Source organism: Pseudomonas furukawaii, from assembly GCF_002355475.1.
Classification (GTDB): domain Bacteria; phylum Pseudomonadota; class Gammaproteobacteria; order Pseudomonadales; family Pseudomonadaceae; genus Metapseudomonas; species Metapseudomonas furukawaii.
Genome location: NZ_AP014862.1, coordinates 5,553,410 through 5,565,430 on the forward strand (window position 1 = coordinate 5,553,410; position 12,021 = coordinate 5,565,430).

The following is a 12,021-nucleotide window of genomic DNA, read 5'->3' on the forward strand; positions in this document are numbered from 1 at the left end:
TCGTAGGGTGCGCCGCGCGCACCGAATCGCACCGCAAGGCAACAAGGACATCGACATGCTCAAAGTCGACCAGCTCCACCAGTACTACGGCGGCAGCCATATCCTCCGGGGCCTCTCCTTCGAGGCGCGGATCGGCGAGGTCACCTGCCTGCTCGGGCGCAACGGCGTGGGCAAGACCACCCTGCTGAAGTGCCTCATGGGCCTGGTCCCGGCCAGGGAAGGCGCGGTGAACTGGGAGGGCCGCGCCATCACCGGCTTCAAACCGCACCAGCGGGTCCACGCCGGCATCGCCTACGTGCCCCAGGGGCGCGAGATCTTCGGGCGGCTCAGCGTGGAAGAGAACCTGCTGATGGGCCTCTCCCGCTTTCCCGCCAGCCAGGCCAAGGCGGTGCCCGAATCCATCTACGAACTCTTCCCCGTGCTGCGGGAAATGAAGCACCGCCGGGGCGGCGACCTTTCCGGCGGCCAGCAGCAGCAACTGGCCATCGGCCGCGCCCTGGCCAGCCAGCCGCGCCTCTTGATCCTCGACGAGCCCACCGAAGGCATCCAGCCCTCGGTGATCAAGGAGATCGGCGCGGTGATCCGCAAACTGGCCGAGCGCGGCGACATGGCCATCCTGCTGGTGGAGCAGTTCTACGACTTCGCCGCCGAACTGGCCGACCAGTACCTGGTGATGAGCCGGGGCGAGATCATCCAGCAGGGACGCGGCGCCACCATGGAAGCCGACGGCGTGCGGGGACTGGTGGCCATCTGAAGCGGGCCGCCTTGCACCGAATGGGTTCGGGGCACGCCTCTTGCTTGCCCACTCGGTCAACTATTCCGAGAAACGCCACCGCACCATGAACCTGCCTGCCGCCCTGTTCACGCCGAGCTGGCCCGCCGAATTGGAGCTGGCCTACGCTCGCCAGGGCGATCGCACCATTCCGGTGCATCGCCGCCACCTCGGCCCCCTGAGGGTGCAGAAGCACCTCCATGCCGAAGGCCCGGAGGTCTGCCAGCACATCATCGTCCACCCGCCCGGCGGCATCGCCGGTGGCGACCGGCTGGACATCCGCGCCCGCGCCGGCGAAGCCAGCTGGGTCCAGCTCACCAGCCCCGGCGCCGCCAAGTGGTACCGCGCCAGCGCCCCGGCGCATCAGGCCATTCACCTGGACATCCGGCCCGGCGCCACCCTGGAGTGGCTGCCCCAGGAGACCATCCTCTACGACGGCGCCCAGGCCGAACTGCACACCCGCATCGACCTGCACGGCGACGCCCGGCTGTTCCACTGGGACATAGTCGCCCTCGGCCGCCCCGCCGCCGGCGAGCGCTTCGCCAGTGGCCACTTCCAGGCGCGACTGGACATCCGCCGCGATGACGCGCTGATCTGGCACGAGCGCCAGCGCATCATCGGCGGCGACGGCCTGCTCGATTCGCCCATCGGACTGGCCGGCGCCCCGGTGTTCGCCACCCTGATCGCCACCGGCGAAATCGACCCCGAGCTGCTGGAGCGCTGCCGCGAGCGGTCCTGCCAGGGTCGCGGCGACCTCACCCAACTGCCCGGCCTGGTGCTGGCCCGCTGCCTGGCCCCCGAGGCCCTGCAGGCCCGCGCCTGGCTCATCGAACTCTGGCGCCTGTTGCGCCCTGCCTTGCTCGGCCGCGAGGCCAAGCCCCCGAGAATCTGGAGTACCTGAGATGGATTTGTCGCCCCGCGAGAAAGACAAGCTGCTGATCTTCACCGCCGGCCTGGTGGCCGAGCGCCGCCTGGCCCGTGGCCTGAAGCTCAACTACCCGGAAGCCATGGCGTTCATTTCCGCCGCCCTGCTGGAGGGTGCCCGCGACGGCCGGACCGTGGCCGAGCTGATGCATTTCGGCACCACCCTGCTGACCCGCGACCAGGTGATGGAAGGCGTGCCGGAGATGATCCCGGAGATCCAGATCGAAGCCACCTTCCCCGACGGCACCAAGTTAGTAACCGTCCACCAACCCATCGCCTGAGGAAGTCGTCCCATGCCTACTGCGCTTGCCCACGCTGCGTTGCAAGTCGCCTCGGATTGCTCATTGACAGGCGTCAACTCCGCATCCTCGTCGACTTGCGCCTTGCCTGAGCTGCGCTCGCTACGGCCTTGAACGACTTCCTGGAGACCTGAAAAATGATCATTCGTGATGCAGGAGAGACCGACCTGCCCGGCATCCTCGCCATCTACAACGACGCCGTGGAACACACCACGGCGATCTGGAACGAAACCCGGGTGGATCTCGCCAACCGCCGCGACTGGCTGGCCGAGCGCACCGCCGCCGGCTTCCCGGTGCTGGTGGCGCTGAACGACGCCGGTGAGGTTCTCGGCTACGCCAGCTACGGCACCTGGCGCAGCATCGAAGGCTTCCGCCACACCGTCGAGCACTCGGTGTACGTGCGTGGCGACCAGCGCGGCCAGGGCCTGGGACCCGCCCTGATGCAGGCGCTGATCCAGCGCGCCCGCGCCGCCGGCCTGCACGTGATGGTGGCGGCCATCGAAGCGGAGAACGCCGCCTCCATCCGCCTGCACCAGCGCCTCGGCTTCGTCACCACCGGGCAGATGCCCCAGGTGGGGCGCAAGTTCGGCCGCTGGCTGGACCTGACCTTCATGCAACTGATCCTGGAGTGATCCCATGATTCCCGGCGAATACCAGATCCAGGACGGCGAGATCGAACTCAACGCCGGCCGCCGCACCCTGACCCTTTCCGTGGCCAACACCGGCGACCGGCCGATCCAGGTCGGCTCGCACTACCACTTCTTCGAGACCAACGACGCCCTGGCCTTCGACCGCGCCGCGGCCCGGGGCATGCGCCTGAACATTCCCGCCGGCACCGCCGTGCGCTTCGAGCCCGGCCAGAGCCGCGAGGTGGAGCTGGTGGACCTGGCCGGCGCCCGCCGCGTATTCGGCTTCGCCGGACGGGTGATGGGCGACCTCTGATCACCCTAGAAACGCATTCGTAGGATGGGTAGAGCAACGCGAAACCCATCAGCCAACAATCGATGGGTTACGCCACTGCGTGGCTAACCCATCCTACGGACAGGAACCAGCATGAAGATTTCCCGCCAAGCCTACGCCGACATGTTCGGCCCCACCGTCGGCGACAAGGTGCGCCTGGCCGACACCGACCTGTGGATCGAAGTCGAGAAGGACTTCACCACCTACGGCGAGGAAGTGAAATTCGGCGGCGGCAAGGTGATCCGCGACGGCATGGGCCAGGGCCAGCTGCTGGCGGCCGAAGTGGTCGACACCCTGATCACCAACGCGCTGATCATCGACCACTGGGGCATCGTCAAGGCCGATGTCGGCCTGAAGGACGGGCGCATCGCGGCGATCGGCAAGGCCGGCAACCCGGACATCCAGCCCGACGTCACCATCGCCATCGGCGCCAGCACCGAGGTGATCGCCGGCGAGGGCATGATCCTCACCGCCGGCGGCATCGACACCCACATCCACTTCATCTGCCCGCAGCAGATCGAAGAGGCGCTCATGAGCGGCGTCACCACCATGATCGGCGGCGGCACGGGACCGGCCACCGGCACCAACGCCACCACCTGCACCTCGGGCCCCTGGCACATGGCGCGCATGCTCCAGGCCGCCGACGCCTTCCCGATGAACATCGGCTTCACCGGCAAGGGCAACGCCTCGCTGCCCGAGCCCTTGATCGAGCAGGTGAAGGCCGGCGCCATCGGCCTGAAGCTGCATGAAGACTGGGGCACCACACCGGCGGCCATCGACAACTGCCTGAGCGTCGCCGACCAGTACGACGTGCAGGTGGCGATCCATACCGACACCCTCAACGAGTCGGGCTTCGTCGAGACCACCCTGGGCGCCTTCAAGGGCCGGACCATCCACACCTACCACACCGAAGGCGCGGGCGGCGGCCACGCCCCGGACATCATCAAGGCCTGCGGTTTCTCCAACGTGCTGCCCAGCTCCACCAACCCGACCCGGCCCTTCACCCGCAACACCATCGACGAACACCTGGACATGCTCATGGTCTGCCACCACCTGGACCCGAGCATCGCAGAGGACGTGGCCTTCGCCGAAAGCCGCATCCGCCGCGAGACCATCGCCGCCGAGGACATCCTCCACGACCTTGGCGCCTTCAGCATGATCAGCTCCGACAGCCAGGCCATGGGCCGCGTCGGCGAGGTCATCACCCGCACCTGGCAAACCGCCGACAAGATGAAGAAGCAGCGCGGCCCACTGCCCGAAGACGCCCCCGGCAACGACAACTTCCGGATCAAGCGCTACATCGCCAAGTACAGCATCAACCCGGCCATCACCCACGGCATCAGCCACGAAGTGGGCTCGGTGGAAGTGGGCAAGTGGGCCGACCTGGTGCTCTGGCGCCCGGCCTTTTTCGGCGTGAAGCCGAGCCTGATCCTCAAGGGCGGCGCCATCGCCGCCAGCCTGATGGGCGACGCCAACGCCTCCATCCCCACTCCGCAACCGGTGCACTACCGGCCGATGTTCGGAAGCTTTGCCGGCAGCCGCCATGCCACCAGCATCACCTTCATCAGCCAGGCCGCCTTCGACGCGGGCATCCCCGCCCAGTTGGGCCTGCAGAAGAAGATCGGCGTGGTGAAGGGCTGCCGCACCGTGCAGAAGAAGGACCTGATCCACAACGACTACACCCCGACCATCGAGGTCGACCCGCAGAACTACCAGGTGAAAGCCGACGGCCAGCTGCTCTGGTGCGAACCGGCGGACGTGCTGCCCATGGCCCAGCGCTATTTCCTGTTCTGAAGCCCTCGCCGCCGCAGGGGAGCCCCCTCTCCCTCCGGGAGAGGGATGCCGGAACGGTGGCGGCGCTATGCTAGGATTCCGCAGTCCAGCCAGGCTCAGGAGGTCGCCATGCCCCGCTACCATTCCCCCCTGCCCGACGAACTGCTCAAGCTCTCTCCGGCCGAACGTATCCAGTTGGCCGAAGACCTCTGGGAAAGCGTTGCCGCCCACCCCGAGAGCATGCCGCCGCTCACCGAGGATGAAGGCCGCGAAATCGACCGTCGCCTGGCCGAACATCAGGCAACCCCGGAGACCGCCGTCGACTGGACGGACGTGCGCAAGAAACTGTGGGCGAGGCTTGAGTGAAGATCCGGTTCCGGCAGGAGGCCGAACTGGAACTGCAGGACGCATTGGCCTGGTACGAACACTGCGCCGCCGGCCTGGGCGGCCGATTCCTCGAAGCCCTCGATGACTGCCTGGACAGAATCGTCCGATTTCCCCAGGCCTACCCATTGGTCCGTGGCCAAGCCAGACGGGCGTTGCTCCAGCAGTTTCCCTACAGCCTGGTCTTCCTGATCGAGGCGGATGGCATCCTGATCATCTCCTGCCGCCATTTCCGACAAAGGTCTCCCCAATAACGCTCCCGCCGCAGGGTGCCGTTATCCGAAGGGCAACGCACCTTGCGGCACCACTGCCGCCTCGCTACAGTCCGCCCCGTCACGGTCAATCCCGTGACCGGGTTTGACGGCCCAGTCCAGTAGGCGCGATTGCGCCCACCAGCGCATGCGAACGCTCTTCGAGCGATTGCAGGCCTTGGTACAGCCGTAGCATTTACACGGCACGCTCTATGGCAGATCGCGCAGGGAGATCCTCGTGGTCTGCCGGTCCCTACTGCCGGTCCGTCAACCCTGCGTGGTCTGCCACCCATTCGATTGACGGCGAATGGCGGCAGCTCCTGACAACCTTCAGTAGGAGCTACACCCATGAACAAAGACGTTCGCACGCCCCTCGTTTTCCTCCGCTACCAACGCCCGCTGCGCGCCCTGATGATCGACGGCCAGCCCTGGTTCGCCGCCCACGATGTGGGCTGCCTGATCGGGCGTCGCGTGGAGCAACTCGCCGAGTACCGTCTGGATGCCGACCTGAAGCGGCGCGAATGGTTGTCGACCCAGACCGGCGAGGCGCAGACCTGGCTGATCAGCGATGCGGCGCTCTTCTCGCTGCTCCAGCACTTCCGCCACCCGGAACACCCGAGCCTGCGCCGCTGGCTGGTGCGGGAGGTGATACCCACGCTGCGGGACTCGGTGAACGAGCACCCACAAGCGCCCCGCCGCCAGCTGCTGCGCTGGGTCGACACGGACCTCTCCACCCTGCACTGGCAGGACGATATCTGGGTGCGCTTCGTGGATGTGCCCTGCCTGATGCCGATGGACACGCAACCGGCCAGACGAAGCGGCGTGCTCCGCCGCCTGCTGGATAACCTCTAGCCACCCGCCCCGTCCGGCGGCCTGCTGCCGGACGGGTTGAATGCGACCTTAATCAAGACCAAAATACGGCACTAAATTCAGGAGCCAGACTCATGCAGAACGTTCTCGCCGATGTCGCTGTCAGCGTTTCCGAACTCAAGAAGAACCCCTCGGCCGTGGTTTCTGGTGCCAAAGGTGCTCCGGTCGCGGTACTCAATCACAACAGGGTGATGGCCTACATGGTTCCAGCCGAGACCTTCGAGGCACTGCTGGATCATCTCGATGATCAGGCGTTGGCGGAAATCGTCCGCAGCCGCAGCCATGAAAAGGGAGTGAAAGTCAGCCTCGATGACCTATGAACTGGAGTTCCTGCCTTCAGCGCTCAAGGAATGAACGTGCCAGCCCCGCCTCCACGACTACCGCAACTGACTGTCCTTGCTCCCCCGCCGGTTGTACCCGGTGTAGGCGGCCTGTTCGCGGTCGTGTTCGGCCTGGCAGTTGACGCACAGGCGCACGCCGGGGACGGCCTGGCGGCGGGCTTCGGGAATGACGGCATCGCATTCCTCGCAGTGCGTCAGGCTCTCGCCCTTGGGCAACTGGCTGCGCGCCCGCGCGATGGCGTCCTCGATGGTGCTGTCGATCTGTTCCTGGACCGCGCCGTCGCCGGCCCATCCGCTTGCCATGCTGGCCTCCTGATCGGATCAAGACTCACATGACATCGATTTGGGGTCAGGGCCGGGGCTTTTGCAAGGGGCGGGGTCGGCGGGCGACAAGCGGAGGTCGGCCTGGGGCCTACTCCTTCACGTTCATGAAGGCCTCGGCCCAGACGATGTAGTCCTCGGGCTGGGTGTACTTGTGGGTCAGTTCGGTGGCGGTGAGTTCTTCGCCGGTGGCGACCTGGCGCTGGTCGCGCAGGCAGTCGTAGGTGGCCTTGATGGCGGCGAAGTAGGCGGCGTGGCCGTTGACCACGATGCGTACGCCGAGGCGGGCGAGGCGTTCGTTGTCGCGCAGCTTGGGGTTGCCATAGGTGACCAGCACCAGCGGCACGTTGAGGTGCTCGGCGATGGCTTCCAGGTGTTCGAAGTCGGCCACGCCCACCATGCAGATACCGTCGGCGCCGGCCGCTTCGTAGGCCTTGGTGCGCTTGATCACTTCGTCGGTGCTGAGCACACCGGCGTGGGTCCGGGCGATGATGGCCAGGTCCGGGTCGACTCGGGCCTCCAGGGCCGCGCGGATCTTGCCGACGCCTTCCTCGACGCTGATCAGGTCGGTGGATTTGCGGCCGAACTGGGCCGGCAGCAGGGTGTCCTCGATGGTCAGCGCGGCGATGCCGGCGCGCTCCAGTTCGACCACGGTGCGCATCACGTTGAGGGCGTTGCCGTAGCCGTGGTCCGCGTCCGCGATCACCGGCAGGCGCGACACGCGGCCGATGCGGGTGGCCTGTTCGACGAACTCGCTGAGGGTGATGAGCGCGAAGTCCGGCGCGGCCAGCACCTGGAGGGAGGCCACCGAGCCGCCGAGGATGCCCACTTCGAAGCCGAGGTCGGCGGCGATGCGGGCGGACATGGGGTCGAACACCGAAGCGGTGTGGAAGCAGGAATCCGAGTCCAGCAACGCACGAAAGGCCGTGCGCAACTCGTGGTGAGAAGCTCTTTGCATAAAGGCACCCGATATCAGTGGGGGTCAGGATGGGCCGATTCCCTAACTCTGGAACCGGAACCCCCGTTTTTCCATTGTCAGACGGCGCCCATTTTAAGGGTTCACCCTTTCAAGGTGCTTGCCAAAACCCGCAAAAAGCGTCCGGGGGCCAAGAAAACGTCTCGAGCGGACGAGTGCGCCATCGAGGATGTCTTGATGCCCAACAGCGGGAACCGCCAGGCCGGAAGGGTTAGACTGACCGCCCCCCGGCACTTCGATTCCGCCCTCCGTTGACCTTCTTCACCGCCTACGCCGCCCTCTTCCTCTCCGCCTTCGGCGCCGCCACCCTGCTGCCCCTGCAATCCGAGGCGGTGCTGGTCGGCCTGCTGCTGGCCAAGGCCCAGCCCGCCTGGGCGCTGGTGGCCGTGGCCACCTTCGGCAATGTGCTGGGCTCCCTGGTGAACTGGTGCCTGGGGCGCTATGTGGAGCACTTCCGCGAGCGCCGCTGGTTCCCGGTGAAGCCGGCGCAGATGGAGAAGGCCCAGCGCTTCTACCACCGCTACGGACGCGTGTCGCTGCTGCTGTCCTGGATGCCGGTGATCGGCGATCCGCTGACCCTGGTGGCGGGGGTGATGCGGGAATCCTTCTGGGTGTTCCTGGGGCTGGTGATACTGGCCAAGGCCGGGCGTTACCTGGTGCTGGCGGCGCTGACGCTGGGGTGGATGGGCTGAACGAGCCAACGCATTCTCGGCGGAGCTCGCTCGATGGGTATCGCTCCGCTCCACCCATCCCAGGGGCGGCGAGGTGCCGGCGAAGCGCCTACGCTTTCCGGGTCGCTGACTGGAGGCTCACGCCATGAGAAAGCTCGCCCTGCTCGTCGCCTTCTTCGCCCTGGTGCTCGGGGCCACCGCCGCCTTCGCCCACCACGGCTGGAGCGCCTACGACGCCGACCAGACCCTGACCATCGAGGCGCCGGTCAAGACGCTCTCGTACCGCAACCCCCACGCCCACATCACCATCGACTACCAGGGCCGCGAGTGGCACGTGGTCCTCGCCCCCATCAGCCGCATGGCGGCCCGTGGACTGCCGGAAGCCGACCTGATGCCCGGCAAGCGCATCACCCTGGTCGGCTACCCGCGCAAGGACGGCACGGCGGAGATCCGCGCCGAACGGGTGATGGTCGACGGCCGCACCGTGGAGCTGCGCTGAGCCACGGCCGTGGACTGGCTGCTGCCCTGGGCCCAGCGCCTGGAGGCCTCCGCTTTCGGGGAGCTGATGCGGACGTCCACGCTGCTCTACCCGGCCGCCAACCTGCTGCACCTGGCCGGGCTGGTGATGCTGCTGGGCACCATGGTGCTGCTGGATCTGCGGCTGCTGGGCCTGGCCCGGGAGATTCCCGTGGACGCCGCCTCGCGCCGCCTGACCCCCATCGGCATCGCCGGGCTGGCGCTGCTGCTGATCACCGGTTTCGGCCTGTTCGCCGCCGACGCGGGCCCGCTGCTCGGTAACGCGCTCCTGCAACTGAAGCTGCTGCTGGTGGCGCTGGGCATCGGCAATGCGTTGCTGTTCCGCGCCCTGTGGGCGGCGCGGCTGGCGGACTGGGACCGACGCCCTCCCCTCCTGGGGCGACTGCAGGTGGCGTCGTCGATCCTGATCTGGTGCGGGGTGATGTCGGCGGGGCGGCTGCTGGCCTATGTCTGAGCCGCCCGGTGGCGCCGCCACGACGAATTGCGCTGACCCGTCCGATGCGCTCGCGTAAACTGCGCGGCCGTTTTTTCCCGGAACCCCGCGACATGAGCAACGCCCTCCCCGCCCAGGCCCTGGGCATCGACTTCGGCACCTCCAACTCCACCGTCGGCTGGTGGCGCCCGGACACCGAACCGCTGATCGCCCTGGAGGACGACAAGGTCACCCTGCCCTCGGTGGTCTTCTTCAACACCGAGGAGCGTCGCCCGGCCTACGGCCGCCAGGCGCTGCACGAGTACCTGGAGGGCTACGAGGGGCGCCTGATGCGCTCGCTGAAGAGCCTGCTGGGCTCGCCCCTGCTCAAGAGCGAGACCACGGTGCTGGGCAGTGCGCTGCCGTTCAAGGACCTGCTGGGGCTGTTCATCGGCGAGCTGAAGAAGCGCGCCGAAGCGAGCGCCGGACAGGGCTTCGACCAGGTGGTGCTGGGTCGTCCGGTGTTCTTCGTGGATGACGATGCCGAGGCCGACCGCGAAGCCCAGGACACCCTGGTGGCGGTGGCCAACAAGCTCGGCTTCAAGGAGGTGTCCTTCCAGTACGAGCCCATCGCCGCGGCCTTCGACTACGAGCGGAACATCCAGCGCGAAGAGCTGGTGCTGATCGTCGACATCGGCGGCGGTACCTCGGACTTTTCCCTGGTGCGGCTGTCGCCGGAGCGCCGCGACCTGGCCGACCGCCAGGCCGACATCCTGGCCACCGGCGGCGTGCATATCGGCGGGACCGACTTCGACAAGCAGCTCAGCCTGCAGGGCGTGATGCCGCTGTTCGGCTACGGCAGCCGGATGAAGAGCGAGGCGCCGATGCCCACCAGCTTCCACCTGAACCTGGCCACCTGGCACACCATCAACGCGGTGTACGCGCAGAAATCCCGGCTGGCGCTGAAGAACATGCGCTACGACATCGTCGACACCACCGGCATCGACCGCCTGTTCAGCCTGATCGAGCAGCGCGCCGGCCACTGGCTGGCCATGGAAGTGGAAGAGAGCAAGATCGTCCTGACCGAAGCCGACAGCCGCCGCATCGACCTGGCCCGCGTCGAGCCCGGCCTCGCCGTGGACCTGAGCCGTCCGCTGTTCGAGGACGCCATCGACGACCTGCTGGTGCGCATCCGTGCCAGCGTCACCAGCCTGCTGGAGCAAGCCGGCCTCCAGGCGGACCAGGTGGATACCCTGTTCTTCACCGGGGGCTCCAGCGGCATCCCGGCCCTGCGCTCGAGCGTGGCGGCCATGCTGCCCAACGCCCGCCTGGTGGAAGGCCACCTGTTCGGCAGCATCGGCAGCGGCCTGGCCATCGAGGCGAAGAAACGCTACGGCTGACCGTTCATCGGCAAAGCGGCCCGGCCCTCACGGCCGGGCCCGACCAACGGTCTAGGCTCTTTCCCATCGCGGGGCTTCCCCGCGCCAGACAGGGATATGCCGACATGAAATCGCACGCGCTGATCCTGGGCTGTGCCCTGGCCACCCTGGCCGGGTGCGCCGGCAAGATGGAAAACCCCACGGACTTCTACACCTACCGCGACCAGCCGCTGGTCAAGCAGGTGGAAGACGGCATGACCGAGAAACAGGTCCTGGCCATCGGCGGCCCTCCCTCCTCCTCGATGCGTCGGAGGGTGAACGCCGGGATCTGCAACAACTACGTCCTGAATCAGGATGGCCACCAGCAGGTCTACCACGTCAGCTTCGATGGAAGCGGCCGGGTAGAGGAAAAGGGCTTCATGACCTGCGAGCAGCGGGAGCAGGTGGAGCGGGAGAAGGCGAGGGAGTCCAGCGGCGGCTACTGAGCCAGCCGATGGCGCATCTCCCGCCGCGCCATCAGTTCACCATCGACTCCGCCGAGCCCCCGTGGACCGGGGGCTCCAGCCGATTCCCGGGCCATTCGCCAGCTACTGGCGCAATGCCGTCCATCGCCTGGTTCACATCCTGACATTTCGCCGCGAACTCTGGCCGCGTTCCCGTGTTCCAACCGCAGTGATTCAACTGCGTTAACCCACGAGGACCCCGGATGTACAAGCGAGCGCTTGTCACGGCTTGCGCCCTGGCATCGTTGGCGGGCTGCGCCAGCAAGATCGAAAACCCGACCGACTACATCACCTTCCATGACCAGCCCCTGGTGCGGGACGTGGAGCCCGGCATGAGCCGGCAGCAGGTGCTGATCATCGGCGGCCGTCCCTCGTCCATCGTCCAGCGCAGCGTGCACCCCGGCTCCTGCAACAACTACATCCTCAACGAGAAGGGCCACCAGCAGCCCTATCACATCAGCTTCGACAGCAGCGGTCGTGTCCGCCACAAGGGTTTCATGACCTGCGGCCAGCGCGAACAGGCGGAGCGCGAACAGCTCTAGAGGCGCCTGGCGAGGCAGCCGAGGCGAGGCGATAAAGCGCAGCTCGGGCCTGTCGAGCCTGCTTTCAACGCCGCGCCGGCAACCCCGGATAGCCTTTCAACCGCCT

18 protein-coding genes are annotated in these 12,021 nt (G+C 67.0%); 16 read left to right on the forward strand and 2 right to left on the reverse strand.

Annotated features, from left to right (window positions below):
• The first annotated feature begins 55 nt into the window (after positions 1–55).
• From urtE to KF707C_RS25835, 10 genes are all read left to right on the forward strand, one after another.
• The gene (urtE, locus tag KF707C_RS25790; protein ID WP_003452857.1) at positions 56–754 is read left to right on the forward strand and encodes an urea ABC transporter ATP-binding subunit UrtE; all 699 of its coding nucleotides are present in this window, start codon (positions 56–58) and stop codon (positions 752–754) included.
• 85 nt (positions 755–839) lie between these two features.
• Positions 840–1,673: an urease accessory protein UreD gene (locus KF707C_RS25795; protein WP_036993276.1), complete on the forward strand. Its 834-nt coding sequence runs from the start codon at positions 840–842 to the stop codon at positions 1,671–1,673.
• Position 1,674: 1 nt separating this feature from the next.
• Positions 1,675–1,977: an urease subunit gamma gene (gene ureA, locus KF707C_RS25800; protein ID WP_003452859.1), complete on the forward strand. Its 303-nt coding sequence runs from the start codon at positions 1,675–1,677 to the stop codon at positions 1,975–1,977.
• 155 nt (positions 1,978–2,132) lie between these two features.
• Positions 2,133–2,627 carry a GNAT family N-acetyltransferase gene (locus KF707C_RS25805; RefSeq protein WP_003452860.1) on the forward strand — a complete coding sequence of 165 codons (495 nt, stop codon included), beginning with the start codon at positions 2,133–2,135 and terminating at the stop codon, positions 2,625–2,627.
• A gap of 4 nt (positions 2,628–2,631) precedes the next feature.
• Complete coding sequence (locus KF707C_RS25810; RefSeq protein WP_003452861.1) at positions 2,632–2,937, forward strand: urease subunit beta; 306 nt, start codon at positions 2,632–2,634, stop codon at positions 2,935–2,937.
• A gap of 111 nt (positions 2,938–3,048) precedes the next feature.
• Complete coding sequence (ureC, locus tag KF707C_RS25815; protein WP_003452862.1) at positions 3,049–4,749, forward strand: urease subunit alpha; 1,701 nt, start codon at positions 3,049–3,051, stop codon at positions 4,747–4,749.
• 108 nt (positions 4,750–4,857) lie between these two features.
• Entirely contained in the window at positions 4,858–5,094 is a 237-nt protein-coding gene (locus KF707C_RS25820; RefSeq protein WP_003452863.1) for an addiction module protein, read from the forward strand.
• Positions 5,091–5,366, forward strand: coding sequence for a type II toxin-antitoxin system RelE/ParE family toxin (locus tag KF707C_RS25825; RefSeq protein ID WP_003452865.1), 276 nt, complete (start codon positions 5,091–5,093; stop codon positions 5,364–5,366). The genes KF707C_RS25820 and KF707C_RS25825 overlap by 4 nt, the downstream gene beginning before the upstream one ends.
• 345 nt (positions 5,367–5,711) lie before the next feature.
• Positions 5,712–6,215 (forward strand): BRO-N domain-containing protein, encoded by a 504-nt coding sequence (locus tag KF707C_RS25830; RefSeq protein ID WP_003452867.1) that lies wholly within the window; start codon positions 5,712–5,714, stop codon positions 6,213–6,215.
• A gap of 92 nt (positions 6,216–6,307) precedes the next feature.
• On the forward strand, positions 6,308–6,553 hold the full coding sequence (locus KF707C_RS25835; RefSeq protein WP_003452868.1) for a type II toxin-antitoxin system Phd/YefM family antitoxin: 246 nt from the start codon (positions 6,308–6,310) through the stop codon (positions 6,551–6,553).
• A 57-nt stretch (positions 6,554–6,610) separates the two neighbouring features.
• Here the strand turns inward: KF707C_RS25835 and KF707C_RS25840 are convergent, their stop codons facing one another.
• Both KF707C_RS25840 and KF707C_RS25845 read right to left on the reverse strand, forming a co-directional pair.
• A complete protein-coding gene (locus KF707C_RS25840; RefSeq protein WP_003452869.1) occupies positions 6,611–6,877 on the reverse strand; it encodes a DksA/TraR family C4-type zinc finger protein in 267 nt (88 codons plus the stop codon).
• 109 nt (positions 6,878–6,986) lie between these two features.
• Complete coding sequence (locus KF707C_RS25845; protein WP_003452870.1) at positions 6,987–7,853, reverse strand: isocitrate lyase/PEP mutase family protein; 867 nt, start codon at positions 7,851–7,853, stop codon at positions 6,987–6,989.
• Between the two features lie 269 nt (positions 7,854–8,122).
• On the opposite strand from KF707C_RS25845, the gene KF707C_RS25850 reads away from it, so the two are divergent.
• From KF707C_RS25850 to osmE (KF707C_RS25875), 6 genes are all read left to right on the forward strand, one after another.
• Complete coding sequence (locus KF707C_RS25850; RefSeq protein ID WP_003452871.1) at positions 8,123–8,563, forward strand: YqaA family protein; 441 nt, start codon at positions 8,123–8,125, stop codon at positions 8,561–8,563.
• A gap of 124 nt (positions 8,564–8,687) precedes the next feature.
• Complete coding sequence (locus KF707C_RS25855; RefSeq protein ID WP_003452872.1) at positions 8,688–9,041, forward strand: DUF6152 family protein; 354 nt, start codon at positions 8,688–8,690, stop codon at positions 9,039–9,041.
• A 9-nt stretch (positions 9,042–9,050) separates the two neighbouring features.
• A complete protein-coding gene (locus KF707C_RS25860) occupies positions 9,051–9,533 on the forward strand; it encodes a DUF6644 family protein (RefSeq protein WP_003452873.1) in 483 nt (160 codons plus the stop codon).
• Between the two features lie 92 nt (positions 9,534–9,625).
• Entirely contained in the window at positions 9,626–10,891 is a 1,266-nt protein-coding gene (locus tag KF707C_RS25865; protein ID WP_003452874.1) for an Hsp70 family protein, read from the forward strand.
• A 104-nt stretch (positions 10,892–10,995) separates the two neighbouring features.
• Positions 10,996–11,355: an osmotically-inducible lipoprotein OsmE gene (gene osmE / locus KF707C_RS25870; RefSeq protein WP_003452875.1), complete on the forward strand. Its 360-nt coding sequence runs from the start codon at positions 10,996–10,998 to the stop codon at positions 11,353–11,355.
• Between the two features lie 221 nt (positions 11,356–11,576).
• Positions 11,577–11,915 carry an osmotically-inducible lipoprotein OsmE gene (osmE, locus tag KF707C_RS25875; RefSeq protein WP_003452877.1) on the forward strand — a complete coding sequence of 113 codons (339 nt, stop codon included), beginning with the start codon at positions 11,577–11,579 and terminating at the stop codon, positions 11,913–11,915.
• The last annotated feature ends 106 nt before the right edge of the window (positions 11,916–12,021 follow it).

Bases quoted from the DNA above. Each gene is read 5' to 3' on its own strand.
- osmE (WP_003452877.1), top strand. From the start codon at position 11,577: ATGTACAAGCGAGCGCTTGTCACGGCTTGCGCCCTGGCATCGTTGGCG.
- KF707C_RS25845 (WP_003452870.1), bottom strand. From the start codon at position 7,853: ATGCAAAGAGCTTCTCACCACGAGTTGCGCACGGCCTTTCGTGCGTTG.
- KF707C_RS25820 (WP_003452863.1), top strand. From the start codon at position 4,858: ATGCCCCGCTACCATTCCCCCCTGCCCGACGAACTGCTCAAGCTCTCT.
- KF707C_RS25830 (WP_003452867.1), top strand. From the start codon at position 5,712: ATGAACAAAGACGTTCGCACGCCCCTCGTTTTCCTCCGCTACCAACGC.
- KF707C_RS25840 (WP_003452869.1), bottom strand. From the start codon at position 6,877: ATGGCAAGCGGATGGGCCGGCGACGGCGCGGTCCAGGAACAGATCGAC.
- KF707C_RS25865 (WP_003452874.1), top strand. From the start codon at position 9,626: ATGAGCAACGCCCTCCCCGCCCAGGCCCTGGGCATCGACTTCGGCACC.
- osmE (WP_003452875.1), top strand. From the start codon at position 10,996: ATGAAATCGCACGCGCTGATCCTGGGCTGTGCCCTGGCCACCCTGGCC.
- KF707C_RS25835 (WP_003452868.1), top strand. From the start codon at position 6,308: ATGCAGAACGTTCTCGCCGATGTCGCTGTCAGCGTTTCCGAACTCAAG.
- urtE (WP_003452857.1), top strand. From the start codon at position 56: ATGCTCAAAGTCGACCAGCTCCACCAGTACTACGGCGGCAGCCATATC.
- KF707C_RS25855 (WP_003452872.1), top strand. From the start codon at position 8,688: ATGAGAAAGCTCGCCCTGCTCGTCGCCTTCTTCGCCCTGGTGCTCGGG.
- KF707C_RS25795 (WP_036993276.1), top strand. From the start codon at position 840: ATGAACCTGCCTGCCGCCCTGTTCACGCCGAGCTGGCCCGCCGAATTG.
- KF707C_RS25810 (WP_003452861.1), top strand. From the start codon at position 2,632: ATGATTCCCGGCGAATACCAGATCCAGGACGGCGAGATCGAACTCAAC.
- ureC (WP_003452862.1), top strand. From the start codon at position 3,049: ATGAAGATTTCCCGCCAAGCCTACGCCGACATGTTCGGCCCCACCGTC.
- ureA (WP_003452859.1), top strand. From the start codon at position 1,675: ATGGATTTGTCGCCCCGCGAGAAAGACAAGCTGCTGATCTTCACCGCC.
- KF707C_RS25805 (WP_003452860.1), top strand. From the start codon at position 2,133: ATGATCATTCGTGATGCAGGAGAGACCGACCTGCCCGGCATCCTCGCC.